This is a genomic window from Arthrobacter pascens (genome assembly GCF_030816475.1).
GTDB lineage: Bacteria > Actinomycetota > Actinomycetes > Actinomycetales > Micrococcaceae > Arthrobacter > Arthrobacter pascens_B.
In genome coordinates, this window is the sequence record NZ_JAUSXF010000001.1 from 2,739,241 (window position 1) to 2,756,073 (window position 16,833).

General features: G+C 65.7%; 13 protein-coding genes. 7 read left to right on the top strand and 6 right to left on the bottom strand.

The window, feature by feature from the left end; genetic code table 11:
• The first annotated feature begins 44 nt into the window (after positions 1 to 44).
• A complete protein-coding gene (locus tag QFZ40_RS12570) occupies positions 45 to 4,043 on the top strand; it encodes a Pls/PosA family non-ribosomal peptide synthetase (RefSeq protein WP_306904767.1) in 3,999 nt (1,332 codons plus the stop codon).
• A gap of 16 nt (positions 4,044 to 4,059) precedes the next feature.
• Positions 4,060 to 5,439 (top strand): M1 family metallopeptidase, encoded by a 1,380-nt coding sequence (locus QFZ40_RS12575; protein WP_306904769.1) that lies wholly within the window; start codon positions 4,060 to 4,062, stop codon positions 5,437 to 5,439.
• 42 nt (positions 5,440 to 5,481) lie between these two features.
• Here QFZ40_RS12575 and QFZ40_RS12580 read toward each other — a convergent pair whose 3' ends face one another.
• Genes QFZ40_RS12580 through pheS form a run of 3 tightly spaced genes read right to left on the bottom strand, consistent with a single transcriptional unit; the run spans position 5,482 to position 9,767 of the window.
• Positions 5,482 to 6,150, bottom strand: coding sequence for a 4'-phosphopantetheinyl transferase family protein (locus QFZ40_RS12580; RefSeq protein ID WP_306904770.1), 669 nt, complete (start codon positions 6,148 to 6,150; stop codon positions 5,482 to 5,484).
• Positions 6,151 to 6,159: 9 nt separating this feature from the next.
• Positions 6,160 to 8,703: a phenylalanine--tRNA ligase subunit beta gene (gene pheT / locus QFZ40_RS12585; RefSeq protein ID WP_306904771.1), complete on the bottom strand. Its 2,544-nt coding sequence runs from the start codon at positions 8,701 to 8,703 to the stop codon at positions 6,160 to 6,162.
• A 2-nt stretch (positions 8,704 to 8,705) separates the two neighbouring features.
• Positions 8,706 to 9,767 (bottom strand): phenylalanine--tRNA ligase subunit alpha, encoded by a 1,062-nt coding sequence (pheS, locus tag QFZ40_RS12590; protein ID WP_306904772.1) that lies wholly within the window; start codon positions 9,765 to 9,767, stop codon positions 8,706 to 8,708.
• 233 nt (positions 9,768 to 10,000) lie between these two features.
• Between pheS and QFZ40_RS12595 the strand changes: the two genes are divergently transcribed.
• The 3 genes from QFZ40_RS12595 to QFZ40_RS12605 all read left to right on the top strand — a co-directional run bounded on the left by QFZ40_RS12595 (position 10,001) and on the right by QFZ40_RS12605 (position 12,385).
• Positions 10,001 to 10,489 (top strand): hypothetical protein, encoded by a 489-nt coding sequence (locus tag QFZ40_RS12595; RefSeq protein WP_306904773.1) that lies wholly within the window; start codon positions 10,001 to 10,003, stop codon positions 10,487 to 10,489.
• Complete coding sequence (locus QFZ40_RS12600) at positions 10,486 to 11,130, top strand: SIMPL domain-containing protein (protein ID WP_306904774.1); 645 nt, start codon at positions 10,486 to 10,488, stop codon at positions 11,128 to 11,130. Before QFZ40_RS12595 ends, QFZ40_RS12600 begins: the two co-directional genes overlap by 4 nt.
• 127 nt (positions 11,131 to 11,257) lie before the next feature.
• Complete coding sequence (locus QFZ40_RS12605; RefSeq protein WP_306904775.1) at positions 11,258 to 12,385, top strand: Rv2578c family radical SAM protein; 1,128 nt, start codon at positions 11,258 to 11,260, stop codon at positions 12,383 to 12,385.
• A 37-nt stretch (positions 12,386 to 12,422) separates the two neighbouring features.
• Here QFZ40_RS12605 and QFZ40_RS12610 read toward each other — a convergent pair whose 3' ends face one another.
• On the bottom strand, positions 12,423 to 12,899 hold the full coding sequence (locus tag QFZ40_RS12610) for a (deoxy)nucleoside triphosphate pyrophosphohydrolase (RefSeq protein WP_306904776.1): 477 nt from the start codon (positions 12,897 to 12,899) through the stop codon (positions 12,423 to 12,425).
• A gap of 184 nt (positions 12,900 to 13,083) precedes the next feature.
• Here QFZ40_RS12610 and QFZ40_RS12615 point away from each other — a divergent pair, with 184 nt between their 5' ends.
• Positions 13,084 to 14,289 (top strand): MFS transporter, encoded by a 1,206-nt coding sequence (locus QFZ40_RS12615; protein WP_306904777.1) that lies wholly within the window; start codon positions 13,084 to 13,086, stop codon positions 14,287 to 14,289.
• Positions 14,290 to 14,302: 13 nt separating this feature from the next.
• Here QFZ40_RS12615 and QFZ40_RS12620 read toward each other — a convergent pair whose 3' ends face one another.
• The gene (locus QFZ40_RS12620) at positions 14,303 to 15,268 is read right to left on the bottom strand and encodes a cation diffusion facilitator family transporter (protein ID WP_306904778.1); all 966 of its coding nucleotides are present in this window, start codon (positions 15,266 to 15,268) and stop codon (positions 14,303 to 14,305) included.
• A 204-nt stretch (positions 15,269 to 15,472) separates the two neighbouring features.
• Here QFZ40_RS12620 and QFZ40_RS12625 point away from each other — a divergent pair, with 204 nt between their 5' ends.
• A complete protein-coding gene (locus tag QFZ40_RS12625; protein WP_306904779.1) occupies positions 15,473 to 15,748 on the top strand; it encodes a GlsB/YeaQ/YmgE family stress response membrane protein in 276 nt (91 codons plus the stop codon).
• Positions 15,749 to 15,888: 140 nt separating this feature from the next.
• Here the strand turns inward: QFZ40_RS12625 and QFZ40_RS12630 are convergent, their stop codons facing one another.
• The gene (locus QFZ40_RS12630) at positions 15,889 to 16,818 is read right to left on the bottom strand and encodes a TrmH family RNA methyltransferase (RefSeq protein WP_306904780.1); all 930 of its coding nucleotides are present in this window, start codon (positions 16,816 to 16,818) and stop codon (positions 15,889 to 15,891) included.
• Between the last annotated feature and the right edge of the window lie 15 nt (positions 16,819 to 16,833).

Sequence of the window (16,833 nt, forward strand, 5' to 3'; positions counted from 1 at the left end):
AACCGCGACACTTTCCGTTCATCTTGTCCAGAGAGACTGCAGGGGTGACCGAGCAACAACTCAGCGGCCTTGCACCAGACTGCCATGCCGAATATCAGCCCCAGCTGCCCCGGGCCGCCGCATCTCCGCCTGTGAGGACATTGGTGGAGATCCTCGAGGCAACTGCCGACCTCCATCCGGACGCATCAGCCCTCGACGACGGACGTCAGTCGCTAAGTTACGCCCAGCTTCTGACAGCCGTCAGGTCCGCAGGCAGGCAGTTGCATCTTGCCGGGCTTGGAACAGGTGACAAGATCGGCGTGCGGATCCCTTCCGGCACCAACCAGCTGTACATCTCCATTCTGGCGGTCCTCCACATTGGGGCTGCTTACGTCCCGGTGGATGCCGACGACCCCGACGAACGGGCACGCCTGGTCTTCGCTGAGGCAGGAGTGTCGGCCATCCTGAGCGCGACGGGCCTCACCCTGACGGGCGTGCGGCCCGCGCCCTTCCCGGCGCCGCGGGCCGCCACTCCTGACGATGATGCCTGGGTAATTTTCACCTCGGGTTCCACCGGCACCCCCAAGGGCGTCGCAGTCACGCACCGGTCTTCGGCTGCCTTTGTCGATGCAGAAGCACGCCTCTTCTTGGCGGCCGAGCCCATCGGCCCCCAGGACAGGGTCCTGGCCGGACTCTCCGTGGCGTTTGATGCCTCCTGCGAGGAGATGTGGCTGGCCTGGCGGCACGGGGCCTGCCTCGTGCCCGCGCCCCGCACCCTCGTGCGTACTGGAATGGACCTCGGCCCTTGGCTCATCAGTCACGGGATCACTGTGGTCTCCACTGTTCCCACGCTGGCCGCCTTGTGGCCGGCAGAGGCACTGGAGAACGTCCGGCTGCTGATCTTCGGGGGCGAGGCCTGCCCTCCTGAGCTTGCGGAGCGCCTCGCTGTGGAGGGCCGCGAAGTCTGGAACACCTATGGTCCTACCGAGGCGACGGTAGTGGCCTGCGCTGCGCCGCTGGGCGGCCCCGGGCCGGTCCGGATCGGCCTGCCGCTTGACGGCTGGGACCTGGCTGTGGTCGATTCCCTCGGCGTTCCGGTCGTTGAAGGCGGCGTGGGTGAACTCATCATCGGTGGCGTGGGGCTGGCCCGCTACCTCGACCCCGCGAAAGATGCTGAGAAGTACGCTCCGATGCCCGCACTGGGGTGGGAGCGCGCCTACCGGTCAGGGGACCTGGTTCGGTTCGAAGCCGCCGGGCTCGTTTTTGTGGGCCGTGCCGACGAACAGGTGAAGCTGGGCGGCCGCCGGATCGAACTCGGGGAAATCGACGCCGCGCTGCAGGCCCTCCCCGGCGTTGCGGGGGCTGCTGCGGCGGTCCGGACCACTGCCGCCGGCAACCAGATCCTGGTGGGATACCTCGCCCTTGCCGCGGATGCTGATCCGGACCTCGCCGCCGCCCGTCAACTTCTGGCAGCGAACGTTCCAGCCGCGCTCATCCCGCTGCTTACAGTCGTCGATTCGCTGCCGACGAAAACGAGCGGCAAGGTGGACCGGCATGCCCTTCCCTGGCCGCTGACCGGAGCCGGCCTGGCAGACGCCGACAACGCCCCGCTGAATCTGCCGGATGACGCCCGCTGGATCGTCGAACAATGGGCCGCCGTGCTCGGAAGTCCTGCCGCCAGCCTGAATGCTGACTTCTTCGCCCACGGCGGCGGATCGCTTGCCGCGGCGCAACTCGTTTCCGCCCTCCGGCTGCGCTACCCCACCATCACCGTCGCTGACATCTATGCCACACCACGGATGGGAGCCTTGATCGACGCGGCCCGCCAGTCGCTGCCCGACGGCGTTGCGGCCGGGCCGGCAAGGGAACGCACCGTCCGGCCCACGGCACGGAAGTCCCAGGTTTTCCAGACCTTCATGGGCGTCCCGTTGCACATCCTGGTGGGCATGCGCTGGCTGACCTACCTCATGGCGGGGAACAACCTCCTCGCAGGGCTGGCCGGGTTCACGGCGGCTCCAACAGTTTCCTGGTGGTGGGTCGCGGCATCGTGGCTCGTGTTCGTCAGCCCGCCAGGCAGAATGGGACTGTCCATAGCGGCGGCCCGGATCCTGCTGCGAAAAGTAGTCCCGGGAACTTACCCACGGTCGGGCAAGGTGCACCTTCGCCTGTGGCTTGCCGAGCAGATCCAGGATCTGTCAGGCGCGGTGAGCCTCGCCAGCGCCCCCTGGGTGCCCCACTATGCCCGTGCCCTGGGAGCGAAGATCGGCACCAACGTGCAGCTGCATTCCCTGCCGCCCGTGACAGGTCTGATCTCCCTGGGCAACGACGCGAACATCGAGCCGGAGGTGGACCTTTCGGGGTGGTGGATCGACGGCGACAGTGTCCACATCGGGGCAATCCACGTTGGCGCAGGTGCGACAGTGGGCGCGCGCAGCACGCTGATGCCCGGTGCCAGCATCGGAGCCGGCGGCCAGGTGGAACCGGGCTCGGCTGTACTTGGCAAGGTGAAAGCCGGCCAGGTGGTGGCAGGCTCTCCCGCACAGCGGCGGGGCAAGGCCCGGCAGGACTGGCCGGAGGCGCCCCGCACCGGAGCGCTGGCCGGCAGGCTCTGGTTCACGGCGTTCGCGGCGGCGTCGGCCGTACTGGCCGTGATTCCCTACTTCTCTGCGGCAGCCGCCTGCCTGGTGGTGTTCCTCTTCATCCGGGGCGGCAGCTCGCTTTCAGCTGCCTGGCCGCAATTGCTGGCGTCCCTCCCGTTGGCTGCCCTGGCCTGGTTCGTGGCCAACCTGCTGCTGGTCCTGGGAACCACGCGCCTGCTCGGACTGGGCCTGGAGGAGGGCTACTACAGGGTCCGGAGCCGGATCGGCTGGCAGGTCTGGGCCACGGAGCGGGTTCTGGACCTGGCCAGGGACCTGCTCTTCCCGATCTATGCGAGCCTGTTCACACCCGTCTGGCTGCGCCTGCTGGGAGCAAAGATCGGCAAGAATGTGGAAGCCTCCACAGTGCTGCTCCTGCCGAAGATGACCACCGTTGGTGAAGGGGCATTTCTTGCCGACGACACCATGGTGGCATCCTACGAACTCGGCGGCGGGTGGATGAGGATCGCCCCGGCCAAGATCGGGAAACGTTCATTCCTTGGGAACTCAGGCATGACAGGGGCAGGCAGGAACGTCCCGAAGAACTCCCTGGTCGCAGTCCTGTCCGCAACGCCGTCGAAGGCCAAGTCCGGAACGTCCTGGCTCGGCAGCCCGCCTGTCCGGCTGCGGCGCACCGCAATTGCCTCGGACAACTCCCTGACATTCAAGCCCCCGCTCCGTCTTAAGGTCGCCCGGGCGCTCTGGGAAGCCTGCCGATTCGTGCCGGTGGTGCTGACGGTGGGTCTTGCCTTCGGCGTGCTGCTGGCCTTCGACCGGCTGGCCGCTACCTTCGGCTACGTCCTTGCCGCTGCGCTAAGCGGAATAGTGATTCTGGTGGCAGGAGCCGTGGCTGCCGCCAGCGCCGTCATTGCCAAATGGCTGCTGGTGGGCAGGATCAGGGAGGGCGAACACCCGCTCTGGAGCTCCTTTATCTGGCGGAACGAAGTAGTGGATACCTTCATCGAGATGGTCAGCGCGCCGTGGTTTGCCCGTTCTGCCACCGGAACGCCGGCACTGGTGTGGTGGCTCCGCGGTCTGGGGGCCAAAATCGGCTCCGGAACCTGGTGCGAAAGCTACTGGCTGCCGGAAGCCGACCTGGTGACTCTTGGCGCTAATTCCACCGTCAACCGCGGGTGCGTGGTCCAGACGCACCTGTTCCACGACCGCATCATGAGTATTGGCACTGTTACGCTCGAAGACGGGGCGACCATGGGGCCGCACGGCGTCATCCTTCCGCAGGCACGGATCGGCCGTGGCGGAACCGTAGGGCCGGCTTCGCTGGTGATGCGTGGGGAAACTGTTCCGGCAGGAACGTACTGGATGGGCAACCCGGTGAGTCCGTGGGCCGGTCCGGGCAGTCCCGCGCCCCGCCTGAAGCAGGCAGGCTCCGCAACAGAGACAAGACCGCTTGTCCATAACCTTTTGTGATTGAGGCCCGCCCAGCATGAGCTCACCAGATTCGACCAGCTCCGGAACAGCATTGGGGACGACTGAGGCCCGCCCCGTAACCGATCCATATGTCGCCGGCCATGGTACTGACGCCTACAGCGTATCGCGCTATGAGCTGGACCTCGATTACCGGCTGTCCAGCAACAGGCTCTCCGGTCACGCTGTCCTTCATGCCGCGGCCACCCGCACTGTCTCGGCCATAGTGCTTGACTTGGCGGGGCTCCGGGCCGTCAAGGTCTCCCTCAACGGTCGGCGCGTCCGGCGTTTCACGCACCGCGCGGAACAGCTGGTGGTCCACCTCGAGACGGGGCTTGTCCGGGGCGACGCCATCAGCCTGGACATCCGGTACGAGGGCAACCCGTCACCCCGCCGTGGCCTTTGGGGTGAAGTGGGCTGGGAAGAGCTGACCGACGGCGTCCTCGTGGCAGGACAGCCGAATGGAGCGCCGTCGTGGTTCCCCTGCAACGACCACCCACGTGATAAGGCCAGTTACCGGATCTCCGTGACCACTGACGCAACCTACCGGGCCGTCTGCAACGGGAAACTGGTGGGCCACACCAGCAGGTCCAGCCGGGAAACCTGGACGTACGAGCAGGACGAGCCGATGGCCACGTACCTGGCGACGGTTCAGATCGGCCGTTACGACGCCTTGGTCCTTGACCCCGGAACAGCGCCCGGGGGCGTCCTGCAAAGGGTGGCTGTTCCGGCAGCCCTGGCCGGCGCGGCCCGTGAGGGGCTTCGCCTGCAGCCGGAAATGATGAGGACGTTCATCAGCTCTTTCGGGCCCTATCCGTTCGCTGAATACACCGTGGTTGTGGCTGACGATGTCCTGGAAATCCCGCTGGAAGCCCAGACCCTGTCGATTCTTGGCCGCAACCACCTGAGCCTGGACTGGGAGGCACAGCGGCTGATCGCCCATGAACTGTCGCACCAGTGGTTTGGCAATTCCCTGACGGTGAGTGCTTGGAGCGACATCTGGCTCCATGAGGGCTTCGCCTGCTACGCCGAGTGGATCTGGTCCGAGGCCGCCGGCGTGATGCCCGCACAGGACCGGGCAGCGTCGGCCTGGCGGGGGCTCTCCGCCGACCCGCAGGACCTGGTTGTCGCAGATCCAGGCCCGGCGCTGATGTTCGATGACCGGGTCTACAAACGGGGAGCCCTGGCCCTCCACGCCCTCCGGGTCCGCTGCGGCGATCTGGCTTTCTTTGCCCTCCTGCAGGAATGGACAAGGAGCCGCCGGCACGGCTCCGTATCCACCGCCGAGTTCATTCTCCTCGCTGACAGCACCGCCGGCATCGATTCGGAAGCGCTGCTCCACCCGTGGCTGTTTGAGGAAGCACTTCCTCCGCTGCCTGCAAGGGGGCGGCCGGCCTAGGCGGTCGGCCTGGCCGGCCGCAAGTTCATCCCTTCGCCACAATCATCCCAGCGCAACAGCCGCAGCGAAGGCGTCAGGCAGGCCTGTGCGGGTGGCGGCGAGGTCGGCGATTCCAGGCAGGCTTCCCGCATCAACAGTCCGCGGATCCCTCCGAACCCCCTCGCCCGTCATCTTGAGCCAGGCCTCTTTCCGGACCCACAGACGGGCGCGCTCGCTGAGCAGCGCAGGACCGGAGAGCGACGCGACGCCGACCCGTTCATCCTGTCCCAGGGCCACGGCGTCGAATCCTTCAAAGCCCAGCCGTCCCGGGTCCTCGGCATCAACCCCCAGCCGCAGGCCCTTGACCGGCGACGTTAGCCCTGCAAGCAGAATCCAGTCCTGCGTCCGTGCCAGGCTCAGCAGCACCGGCAGCTGTTTGCCCCTGCGTGCATACCCTGGACGGCCATGGGAGACCGCCGGGCCTGACCCGCAGACCGGGCAGGAGTAGGAGGCTTCCAGCTCATCGGGTGGCACGTCCAGCAGCGTCGCAGCGAACCGGCGCAGGGCCGTCCTGCCGGCGATGAAGCGAGCCCGTGAATCCGGCACCATGGCCGCCGCACGGCCCGCTTCCGCAGGATCCAGCAGGAGGCCATGCACGTTGTGCCCGGCGGAACCCGGACGGTCGCCCTCCCTTCCGGTTTGAACGGCCTGAAGAACGAGTCCGGGTTCCATACGCAGCGACTACCGCTGGACGGCGCCGAAACGCTCCGAAGCCACGGCAACTGCGCTTTCACGGGCTGCGGAAGCCTCGTCCGCGGTGAGCGTCCGGTCATTGGCGCGGAACCGGAGCCCGAAGGCCAGGGACTTCTTGCCTTCTTCGATCCCCTTGCCCGCATACACATCGAACAGCGCGACATCTTCCAGGAGCTCCCCCGCGCCTTCGCGGAGCGCCGTCAGGACATCGTCCGCCGGGACGTCCTGCGGCACCACGAGGGCCACGTCCTGGGTCGCCACCGGGAAGGTGGAAATGTGGCGGGCAACAATGACGTCGGCGGCCGCTTCGAACAATGCGTCCGCGTCGATCTCCACCGCAACGGAGCGGGGAGGCATGTCGTGCGCGGCAAGGAGCTTCGGATGCAGCTCCCCTGCGTAGCCCACCACTTCACCGCTGCGCAATGACAGCTGCGCGGTGCGGCCCGGGTGGAAGGCCTGGTGCTTGCCTTGGCTGACCACTGTCTCCACGCCCAGGACGTCACCGGCGAGCCGGGCGATGTCCAGCGCATCGGCCCAGTCCCAGGCACGGGGTGTATGGGCAGCGGCTGCCGGCGAATCGTGGCCGGTCAGTACGGCGGCAAGGTGCAGCGGCTGGTCCGGGACGCCGTCGTACAGTGCATCAAGCACCTCGTCGGAGGGCTTGACGCCAAGCGGCGGAATGGAAGCGGTTCCCACGGTGCCGCCGGGCAGGAACACCAGCCCGGACTCGAAGAGTGCCAGATCCCGGAAACCTCGGGAGTGGTTGCGCTTGGCCACCTCGATCAGGCCGGGGAGGATGGAAGTCCGCAGGAAGCCCTGCTCCTCGCTGATGGGGTTGGCGAGCTTCACGGCGGTCCGTTCGGCCCCCGCCTCCGCCACGCCGAACGTGTCGTTGGAGGCCTTGGATACAAAGGGGTACGCGATGACCTCGGTCAGGCCTGCGTCGGCCAGCGACTGTATCAGCCGGCGCCGCTGCTGCTGCGTACGCGTCAGGCCGCGCCCCGGAGGCGCAACCGGCAGGGTAGCCGGGATGTGGTCATAGCCCACCAGCCGCGCGATTTCCTCGGACAGGTCCTCTTTGGTCTCAAGGTCGTTCCGCCAGCTCGGGGCAGTGACTGTCCAGCCGCCGTCGTTCTGCTCCACCACGGCGCCGAGGTCCTCAAGGGAGGTGACGATCTGTTCTTCCGTGAAGTCAATGCCGATCCGTTGCGCCGCAAATGCAGCCGGCAGGTGGATGGACACGGCATCCGGAGCAGTCCCGACGTCGGTACCGGCCCCGTCCGCGATGCCCCCGGCGAGTTCCACGAGCAGGTCGGTGACCCGCTGGGCAGCGACGTTTGCCACCTGCCAGTCGACGCCGCGCTCAAAGCGCTTGGAGGCTTCGGACGGCAGCTTGTGGCGGCGGCGGGAGCGCGCAATGGACACTTCGTCGAAGTGCGCCGCCTCCACCAGGACGTTCGTGGTGGAGTCGGAAACCTCGGTGGCGGCCCCGCCCATGACCCCGGCGATGCCGATCGCGCCCGATCCGTCAGTGATGAGCAGATCCTCGACGTCGAGCGTGCGCTCTTTGCCGTCCAGGGTGGTGATCTTCTCCCCCGCTACGGCACGGCGGACCACGATGTCCCCTGAGAGCCTGTCCAGGTCGTAGCAGTGCGTGGGCTGGCCAAGTTCCAGCATGACGTAGTTGGAGATGTCCACCGGAAGGGAAATGGAGCGAATTCCGGCAAGACGCAGCCGCGAGGCCATCCAGGGAGGCGTCGGCTTGGTGGCGTCAACGCCGCGGATGGTGCGGGCTACGAAACGGTCGCAACCTGGCTTGCCGTAGATCGGGGCGTCGTCGTTGAGCTTGACGCCGTGCCCGCCGGAAAGCTCGGCCGGCGCGTTAACGCGGGAAGCGGGATCGGTGAAGGAGGTACCGGTGGCGTGAGCGTACTCGCGTGCCACACCACGGATGGAGAAGGCGTAGCCGCGGTCAGGGGTGACGTTGATTTCGGCTGCTTCGTCATAGAGGCCCAGGAGTTCCATGGCGTCGGTGCCGATTTCCGGATCCAGCCCGATGCGGGACAGCACCAGGATGCCGTCGTGGTCCTCGCCGATGCCCAGTTCGCGGACCGAGGCGATCATGCCAGCGGAGAGGTGGCCGTAGGTCTTTCGGGCGGAGATGTGGAAGTTCCCGGGCAGTACCGCGCCCGGCAGGGTGACCACCACTTTGTCGCCCTCAACGAAGTTGTGCGCGCCGCAGATGATGCCCTGGACTCCGGACGGATCGATGCCGTCGCCTGTAAGTGTCTGCTGCTGGCCCTCCGGGACAACCCGGACCTGGCACCAGTTGATGGTCTTGCCGTTGGACTGCGGCTCCTTGACCAGGCTCAGCACCTGACCGACCACGACGGGACCCTGCAGCCCATCGGTGGGGCGGTGGACAGCTTCCTCTTCAAAGCCGACCTTGACCAGCTCAGCCATGACCTCTTCGGCCGTTGCTCCGGCCGGTACCTGCGCGAATTCACGCAGCCAGGAAAGTGGGATACGCACTGTTAGATCTCCATCCCGAAGTGCTCGCTGAAACGTACATCGCCTTCGATCATGTCGCGCATGTCGCCCACCTCATTGCGGAACATGAGGGTGCGCTCGATGCCCATGCCGAAGGCAAAACCTGAATAGACGTCCGGGTCGATACCGGCCGCGCGGAGCACGTTGGGGTTGACCATTCCGCAGCCGCCCCATTCGATCCAGCGCGGGCCCCCCTTGGCGCCCGGGTGCCAGATGTCCAGCTCGGCGGAGGGTTCGGTGAAGGGGAAGTAGTTGGGGCGCAGCCGGATCTGAGCTTCGTCGCCGAACATCTGCCGGGCGAAGTGTTCAAGGGTGCCGCGAAGGTCAGCCATGCTCAGGCTCTTGTCGATGGCCAGACCCTCGAACTGGTGGAAAACCGGTGTGTGCGTCGCATCCAGCTCATCGGTACGGAAAACCTTGCCAGGGCACAGCACGTAAATGGGCAGCTCGCGTTCGAGCATGGAGCGGACCTGTACCGGCGATGTGTGCGTGCGCATCAGCAGGTGGGCTTCCGGCGGCTCCACAAAGAATGTGTCCTGCATTTCGCGGGCCGGGTGGTCCGGCTTGAAGTTCAGGGCATCGAAGTTGAACCACTCCGATTCGACCTCCGGTCCTTCGGCGATTTCCCAGCCCATACCGACAAAGATGTCCGCGACGCGGTCCTGGAGAGTTGAGAGGGGATGGCGGGCACCGGCACGACGACGGCGGGGCGCGGCAGTGACGTCCACAGTCTCTTCGACCAGTATCCGGGCGTCATTCTCGGCTTCCAGCTCGGCGGTGCGGTCAGCGAGCGCCTTGTTGACACGTCCCCGGGAGGAGCCCATGAGCTTGCCGGCAATGGCCTTCTGGTCCTTCGGCAGGGCACCGATTTCACGGTTGGCCAGGCTCAGCGGAGATTTCTCGCCCGTATGCGCGAGCCTCACCGCCTTGAGCTCGTCAAGGGAGCCGGCGCCGGCAATGGCGGCGATGGCCTGGTCTACGGCGGCGGTGATGGCGGCTTCATCCAGAGGGTTCGGGATGGCGGCGCCCGGCAAAGTTTCAGTCATCTACTGTTCTTAGCTACGAGTCGGGGCTGATGAATTACCTCAATGACCTGGGCGGCCGTACACGGTTTCCCGGCAGCCGCTTCCGTCACTGGCAGGCCACCTTACGAATCCGCTGAAAGATCGAGGTTGAATCATTCAGCGCACTTAATTCAGTGACCGGGTCAGGGCACACCGGGACAAGTCCGGCGGCCACTATCCCCAGTCTAATTGAACGCCCCGGCTACCATTGCCTCATGACACAGCGGCAGCGCCGGCGGGCAGGACAGCCGTTGACGCCGGGACAGCGCGTACGACGATTCGCCAACCTGGCCAACGGCACTACGGTCCTGGGCCTGGCTCTCGCCCGGGCAGCAGGAACGGCAGTCAGCCGGGGCCCGCGCGGCCTGGTCATTGCCTCCGGTTACCGGTGGCGCGTCCCCTTCGCCGGCGCCTTCGCGGTGGGCAACGTCGTGATCTGCCGCTCGGCAGCCGGGAAACTGGCGTCCGATCCCGTCCTGCTGGGCCACGAGGAGAAGCACTGCACGCAATATGCGTGGTGCCTTGGGCTCCCCTTCCTCCCGCTCTACTTCCTCGCGGCAGGCTGGTCGCAGCTTCGCACGGGAGACCCGGCGTCGGGCAACTTCTTTGAACGCCGGGCGGGCCTTGAAGCCGGCGGATACCGCATCATTAGCAAACGACAGCCGGCTCCTGGCCCCACCCGCGGAATAGAGGATTGGACATGACTCCCGAAGCTCCCACCCGGACCATTTCCGTGAGCGGTGCGGGGACAGCCGAGGCAGTCCCGGATCTGCTGACCATTTCCGTAGGCGTGGAGTGCCGGCGGGACACCGTGGGCGCCGCCTATGCCGACGCCGGGGCAGCCTCCGCCGCTGTCTCCGATGCACTCAGGCAGCATGGCGTTGCCGGAGCAGACATCCGGACTTCCGGGCTAAATGTGCGGGCAGACCTCACCTGGCTCGAGGGCGAAGGCCAACGAGTGGCCGGCTATGTCGCCTCCAGCATGCTCACCGTCCGGCTCCGGGAACTGTCCGCCGCGTCAGCCTCCATCGCTGCAGTTGTCGACGCCGGTGGCAACGACGTCCGGCTCAACGGGCTTGAACTCGGCTTTGCCGACGAGGCGGCCGTCAAGGCACGCGCGCGGGAGGCTGCCTGGAAGGATGCGCTCAGAACCGCGGAGCAGTACGCGTCCCTCGCCTCGGCCCGGCTCGGCGCGGTGGTGTCGGTCAGCGAAGGCCCGGACCTCCCGGCGCCGGTACCGTTGGCCGGGGTCCAGCGGGCGGTTTCCGTCGAAGCCTTGAATGTTGAAGCTGGCGAAACGGGCGTGTCCGCCGGCGTCAGGGTGGTCTGGGAATTGCTGGACTGACCCCCGTCCGCATCCTGCTGCGGCTGTTCCGGTGTTGACGGACGGCCTGCGGAGGCGAGAGTGGATTCATCCCGGATAGGCCGCGGCGGCCTTGACTTAAGTTCGAACATAGATTCGAATGAGATGTATGAGATGGGATGCCCAAGCACTGATCCCGCCGCCACCAGAAGCAGTGCCCGGCGGAGCGACCCCGGCGTTCCTGCCGCTCGCCGGACTGGTCCGCTCCGTATCCACTCCCGAGTTTGCCGGCATCACCTTCCATGAGGTCACCGCCAAATCGGTGCTCAACAAGGTGGTTTCCGGTTCGCGGATGCCGTTCGAGTGGACGGTCAACCCGTACCGCGGCTGCAGCCACGCCTGCGTATACTGCTTTGCGCGGAAGAGCCACACCTACCTGGATTTCGACGCCGGACTGGACTTTGACAGTCAGGTGGTGGTGAAGGTCAATGCGGCAGAAGTGCTCCGGAAGGAACTGGCCAAACCGTCCTGGGGACACCACCAAGTGGCCCTGGGCACCAACACGGACCCTTACCAACGGGCAGAGGGCCGTTACCAGCTGATGCCCGGGATCATTTCGGCACTGGCCGACTCCGGCACGCCACTGTCCATCCTGACCAAGGGAACACTGCTCGCCCGCGATATTCCGCTCCTGAAAAGTGTTGCGTCGCAGGTTCCGGTGGGCCTCGGCATATCCCTGGCCATGACCGACGAAGCCCTGTCTGAAGCCGTGGAACCGGGGACTCCTGGCCCGCGGGCCAGGCTGAAGCTGGTCTCTCGCCTCCGCGAGGCGGGACTGCCCTGCGGGGTCATGGCCATGCCCATCCTCCCTTGGCTGTCGGACAGTGACGAAGCCCTGGACGACCTGTTCAGGTCCCTGGCTTCCGCCGGGGCCACCGGTGTTACCGCCGGCGCCCTGTATTTGAAACCCGGCACCCGCGAATGGTTCATGCAATGGATCGCCAGGCACCACCCCGGGCTCACCGGACGCTATGAGGAGCTCTATGGCAGAGGGTCCTACGCGTCAAAGGAGTACCGGAGCTGGCTCTCCGGCAAGATCCGCTACTTCAAGCAGCGCCATGGCTTCTCCGGCTCCGCGGGCTTCAGCCACCGGGATCTGGAGGACGATCCGCGAGGCGAAGAGGCGCAATATCCGGCAGGCAGCCTCCCGGCAGCCGGGTCCGGGACGGCGGAACTGCCGGCCGGCGCCATCGCATCCGGCACCATTAACCAGGGTGAGCAGCCCACCCTTTTCTAGCCGTCGTTTCCCGCGGGCCGGCGAGCCGGCGGGGGCGTCAGCGGCCGCTCTGCAGGGATCCTGATGTTCCACTTGAAGCCTGTCGCTTCCCCGTGAGTGAATCCAGCAGTGCCCGGACAATCGGGAAGTCTGCTGGAATCCAGGGAAGGCTAAGAGCTTCGTCACCGTCGCCCAGGCTGATCCATCTCAGTTCGTCGTGATCCTCAAGCGGCACGGGCTCGCCTTCGCAGATCTCCGCCAGCCAGACCCGCATGGTGGCCCGCTCGTTCAGTGGCCAGCCGGCTGCGGTCGCTGCGGCGAGTTCGTTCCCCAGCCGGACCTCTATTCCGAGTTCTTCGCGGAGTTCCCGGTGCAGTGCGGCCTGGGGCGCCTCACCCGGTTCAACTTTTCCGCCAGGGAACTCCCAGAGGCCGGCGTACTGCTCGGGGGCACTGCGACGGGCCACCAGAATGGAGGTGGGATCTGCGAGGGAGTCCAGCACAGCTCCGCCAACTACGTGTATGTGTCCAGTCACTGCCCCATTCTATGGGGGACCATTTCGATGGGGGACAATGGAGAGGCCTTTCCTTTCCGGGTGGCGTTCCCGCCCCTCTCGACTGCGGGTCCACGGAACACACTCCGGTTGGGCGGGTCCTAGACATTTCTTACTACTTCCGATCGCAGCAGCGGTTTCCCGGTAACTCCCGTAAAGCAGGCACATGAGCAGCGCCATCCAAACCCCGACCACGCCAACCCGAACGGCCAGCGTAGCGCCAGCCATTATTTCCCTGGCGATGGGCGGTTTCGGTATCGGTGTCACCGAATTCACCATGATGGGTCTGTTAAAGGAAGTGGAGCAGGGACTCAACATCACAACCCCTGAGGCCGGGCATCTGATTTCGGCCTATGCCCTGGGCGTCATGGTGGGCGCGCCGCTACTTGCCGCCGTCGGAGCCAAACTGCCCCGGAAGCACCTGGCACTGGGGCTGATGCTGTTCTTCACCCTGGCCAACCTCACGTCGTTCATTGCCCCCGACTACGGGAGCATGCTCGTGTCCCGCTTCGCAGCGGGGCTTCCGCATGGTGCGTTCTTCGGTGTGGCAGCGGTGATCGCAGCATCACTGGTTCCGCCGACGCGGCGGGGCTGGGCCATCTCCATGGTGATGGCCGGCCTCTCGGTTTCCAATGTCGTCGGGGTGCCGATTGCAACATGGGTGGGCCAGGCCTTTGGCTGGCGCCTGCTGTTTGTCCTGGTGGGAGCCATAGGCCTGCTGACCCTGGTCCTGCTGTGGAGGTTCGTCCCGTTCCAGGAAGCCCATCCCGAGGCGAGCATCCGCCGGGAGCTGGGCGCGCTGAAGCGCCTGCAGGTGTGGTTGGCCATTCTGATCGGCATCGTCGGCTTTGGCGGGTTTTTCGCCACGTACACCTACATTGCCCACACGATGACCTATGTCGCCGGCATCCCCTCAGCCTTGCTTCCCCTCGTGGTTGCCTTGTACGGCCTGGGAATGGTGGCGGGCAACATCGTGGGCGGCCGGATTGCAGACAAGTCCGTGATGGGGACCATCTACCGGGTCCTGCCGGGCATCGCCGTCGCCCTGGTGGTTTACGCCGTGGCTGTCCACTGGCCCTGGTCGGCGTTCGTCATGGTTTTCGTGGTCGGTGCAGCCGGCAGCATGCTGGTGCCTGCCTTGCAGACCCGACTGCTGGACGCCTCACCGGACGCGCCTTCGCTGGCGTCCTCGCTCAACCACGCCGCCCTCAATGTAGCCAATGCGCTGGGTGCATTCCTCGGTGGCGTGGTGATTGCATGGGGCTGGGGCTACGTCGCACCGGCCCTCGTCGGTGCCGTGCTGGCGGTCCTGGGGCTGGCGGTAGCCGCCGCCAGTGGCCTGCTGGAACGCAAAAAGCCGTTGGCTGCCTGATCCCAGGGAGAGGTCAGGCCTGAGCGTCCTGGGCGCTGGAGTCTGAGGCCGCCGGGTCGCTGAGGGCTTCGGTACGCGGCAGGTCGGGTTCGAGGTATATGACCCGGGCGATTGGAACAGCTGCACGGATCCTCGATTCCGCATTGTCAATCGCTGCCGCGATGTCGCGGCCCCGGTCGGAGCCACCGATGGAGATCTTTGCCGCTACCAGAAGCTCCTCGGGGCCGAGGTGGAGGGTCTTCAAATGGATAATGCTGGTCCCGTCCGCCTCGATCGCCTGGCTGATCCTGGTGACGTCGCCGCGGGTGGCCGACTCACCCAGAAGCAGGGACTTGGTTTCCACTGCGAGTACTGCAGCGATGGCCACCAGCAACAGGCCGATCATGCCGGTACCCACGGCATCCCAGATTCCGTTGCCGGTAATAAGCGTCAGCCCCACGCCTACGAGGGCGAACGCCAGACCCATGAGGGCCCCCAGGTCCTCCAACAGGATGACCGGGAGTTCCGGTTGCTTGGCGTTCCGGACAAAGCTCACCCAGCCTTGCCGTCCACGCACAGGGTTGGACTCCCTGATGGCCGTCCGGAAGGAAAAAGACTCCGCAAGGATGGCCCCGATGAGCACGCCCAGGGGCACCCACCAGAAGTCACCCTCGATGGCATGCGGATGCTGTAGCTTCCCCCACGCCTCATAGAGCGCGAACAGGCCACCGACGCTGAAAAGCACAATCGAGACGATGAAGGCGTAGATATAGCGTTCGCGGCCGTAGCCGAAGGGGTGCTGGGCGTTTGCCTCTTTCCTGGCCCGTTTCCCACCAACCAGCAGGAGCAACTGGTTGCCTGAGTCCGCCACGGAGTGGATGGCCTCGGCCAGCATGGACGACGACAGGGTCAGGATGAATGCTACGAATTTAAGGACGGCGATGGTCAGGTTTGCAGCAAGTGCCGCGACAATCGCCCTGGTACCGCCAGTTGCAGCCACGAAGGCTTCACCTCTTCAGGATTACGGGACAAAACAGGGGAAAATGCTGAACCGGCAGCGGCTCCGCCCATGAATACCGTACCCGCCACGACGTCCGGCACGCACCTGTCACAACCGGTAAGCATACTGACAATAAGGGTGCTGTGTGTTAGCTTGTTGAGTAATCGGGACGAACAAATCCCGACGAATATGAAGGAGGAGACAATGGGTTTTCTTGCTTGGATTATTCTCGGCCTCATCGTGGGGGCTATCGTCAAGGCCGTTATGCCCGGAAGAGTGGGCGGCGGATGGGTAACTAGCCTCGTACTCGGTGTGGTCGGTGCGATCGTAGGCGGCTGGATCGGAAGCCTCCTGTTCGGCAAGGGCGATCTTGCCTTCTTTGATCTTGGCACCTGGATCCTCGCCATCATCGGCGGCCTGGTCGTCGCCGGCGTCTACGGCGCCATCACAGGACGCGACAGGACCACCCGCGCACCCTGATTGCCGATTTCTCACCTGAAAGATTCACACTAAAGGGCTCCGGAGATTACTCCGGAGCCCTTGTCTGTGCCGGCTGTCCCGGCAAGTCCCCTATTCCGGCAGTCCCAATTCCGGCCATCCAGGCCAGTCCGGACTGGACCCTAGGAGGGACCGAGTCTTGAGGCAGATGCGGAGACGCTGCCCTGCTGCGACCGAGCACTCGCGTACAGGCAGACCGTGGCCGCTGTGCCCAGGTTCAGGCTTTCTGCGGTCCCGTACACCGGCACCGCCACCCGGTGGTCAGCCAGCGCCAGCTCGGCCTCAGAGAGTCCCTGTGCCTCGTTTCCGAAGAGCCAGGCTGTGGGCCGTTCCAGCGCGTAGGCCGATTGCGCGTCGGAACCCGCTAGGCGGCGCGCGGCATTTTCGTCCTGCAGGATGTCAAGATTCAGGTCACCGTAGCCATCGGCGGCCAGGAGGCCTATCCCCCGCGCCCGGCAGGCAGCTGCCAGTTCGTGGATGTCGGCTCCCAGGACAACCGGCAAGTGAAACAGCGAACCGGCCGTTGAGCGGACTGCCTTGGGATTATAGATATCAACGCTGGAGCCGGTAAGGATCACAGCGTCCGCGCCGGCTGCGTCCGCGGCCCTGAGCACCGTGCCGGCGTTCCCGGGATCCCTGACCTGGCACAGGACAGCGATAAGGCGCGGTCCGCCGTCGAGCACTTCTTCAAGGCTGACGTCCACGAAGGCGCAGACGGCAATGATGCCCTGGGGATTCACCGTGTCCGCCATCGCCGCCAGCACGTCGTCAGTGGCCAGGCGGGCGCTGGTTCCCTCAGCCAATTCCTCGAATTCGGGATAGCGGTCAAGGCATGCTTCGCTGGCAAAGACCTCCGGGACAATGCCAGGCGCGCCGGCAGCGATCCGCTGCTGGTGCAGCTTCAGGGCCTCGCGCACGGCCTGCGGACCCTCCGCCAGGAACTGTCCGCGCTTTAAACGGGCCGGGCGCCCGGCAAGTTTCGCCACGTCCCTGACCCGATCAGCTCGGGGGTTGGACAGTGGGAAATCTTGCGGGCGCCCGGTTTCGTTCATATAAGAACTTTAGTG

Bases quoted from the DNA above. Each gene is read 5' to 3' on its own strand.
- QFZ40_RS12575 (WP_306904769.1), top strand. From the start codon at position 4,060: ATGAGCTCACCAGATTCGACCAGCTCCGGAACAGCATTGGGGACGACT.
- QFZ40_RS12580 (WP_306904770.1), bottom strand. From the start codon at position 6,150: ATGGAACCCGGACTCGTTCTTCAGGCCGTTCAAACCGGAAGGGAGGGC.
- pheS (WP_306904772.1), bottom strand. From the start codon at position 9,767: ATGACTGAAACTTTGCCGGGCGCCGCCATCCCGAACCCTCTGGATGAA.
- QFZ40_RS12595 (WP_306904773.1), top strand. From the start codon at position 10,001: ATGACACAGCGGCAGCGCCGGCGGGCAGGACAGCCGTTGACGCCGGGA.
- QFZ40_RS12600 (WP_306904774.1), top strand. From the start codon at position 10,486: ATGACTCCCGAAGCTCCCACCCGGACCATTTCCGTGAGCGGTGCGGGG.
- QFZ40_RS12605 (WP_306904775.1), top strand. From the start codon at position 11,258: ATGAGATGGGATGCCCAAGCACTGATCCCGCCGCCACCAGAAGCAGTG.
- QFZ40_RS12615 (WP_306904777.1), top strand. From the start codon at position 13,084: ATGAGCAGCGCCATCCAAACCCCGACCACGCCAACCCGAACGGCCAGC.
- QFZ40_RS12625 (WP_306904779.1), top strand. From the start codon at position 15,473: ATGGGTTTTCTTGCTTGGATTATTCTCGGCCTCATCGTGGGGGCTATC.
- QFZ40_RS12630 (WP_306904780.1), bottom strand. From the start codon at position 16,818: ATGAACGAAACCGGGCGCCCGCAAGATTTCCCACTGTCCAACCCCCGA.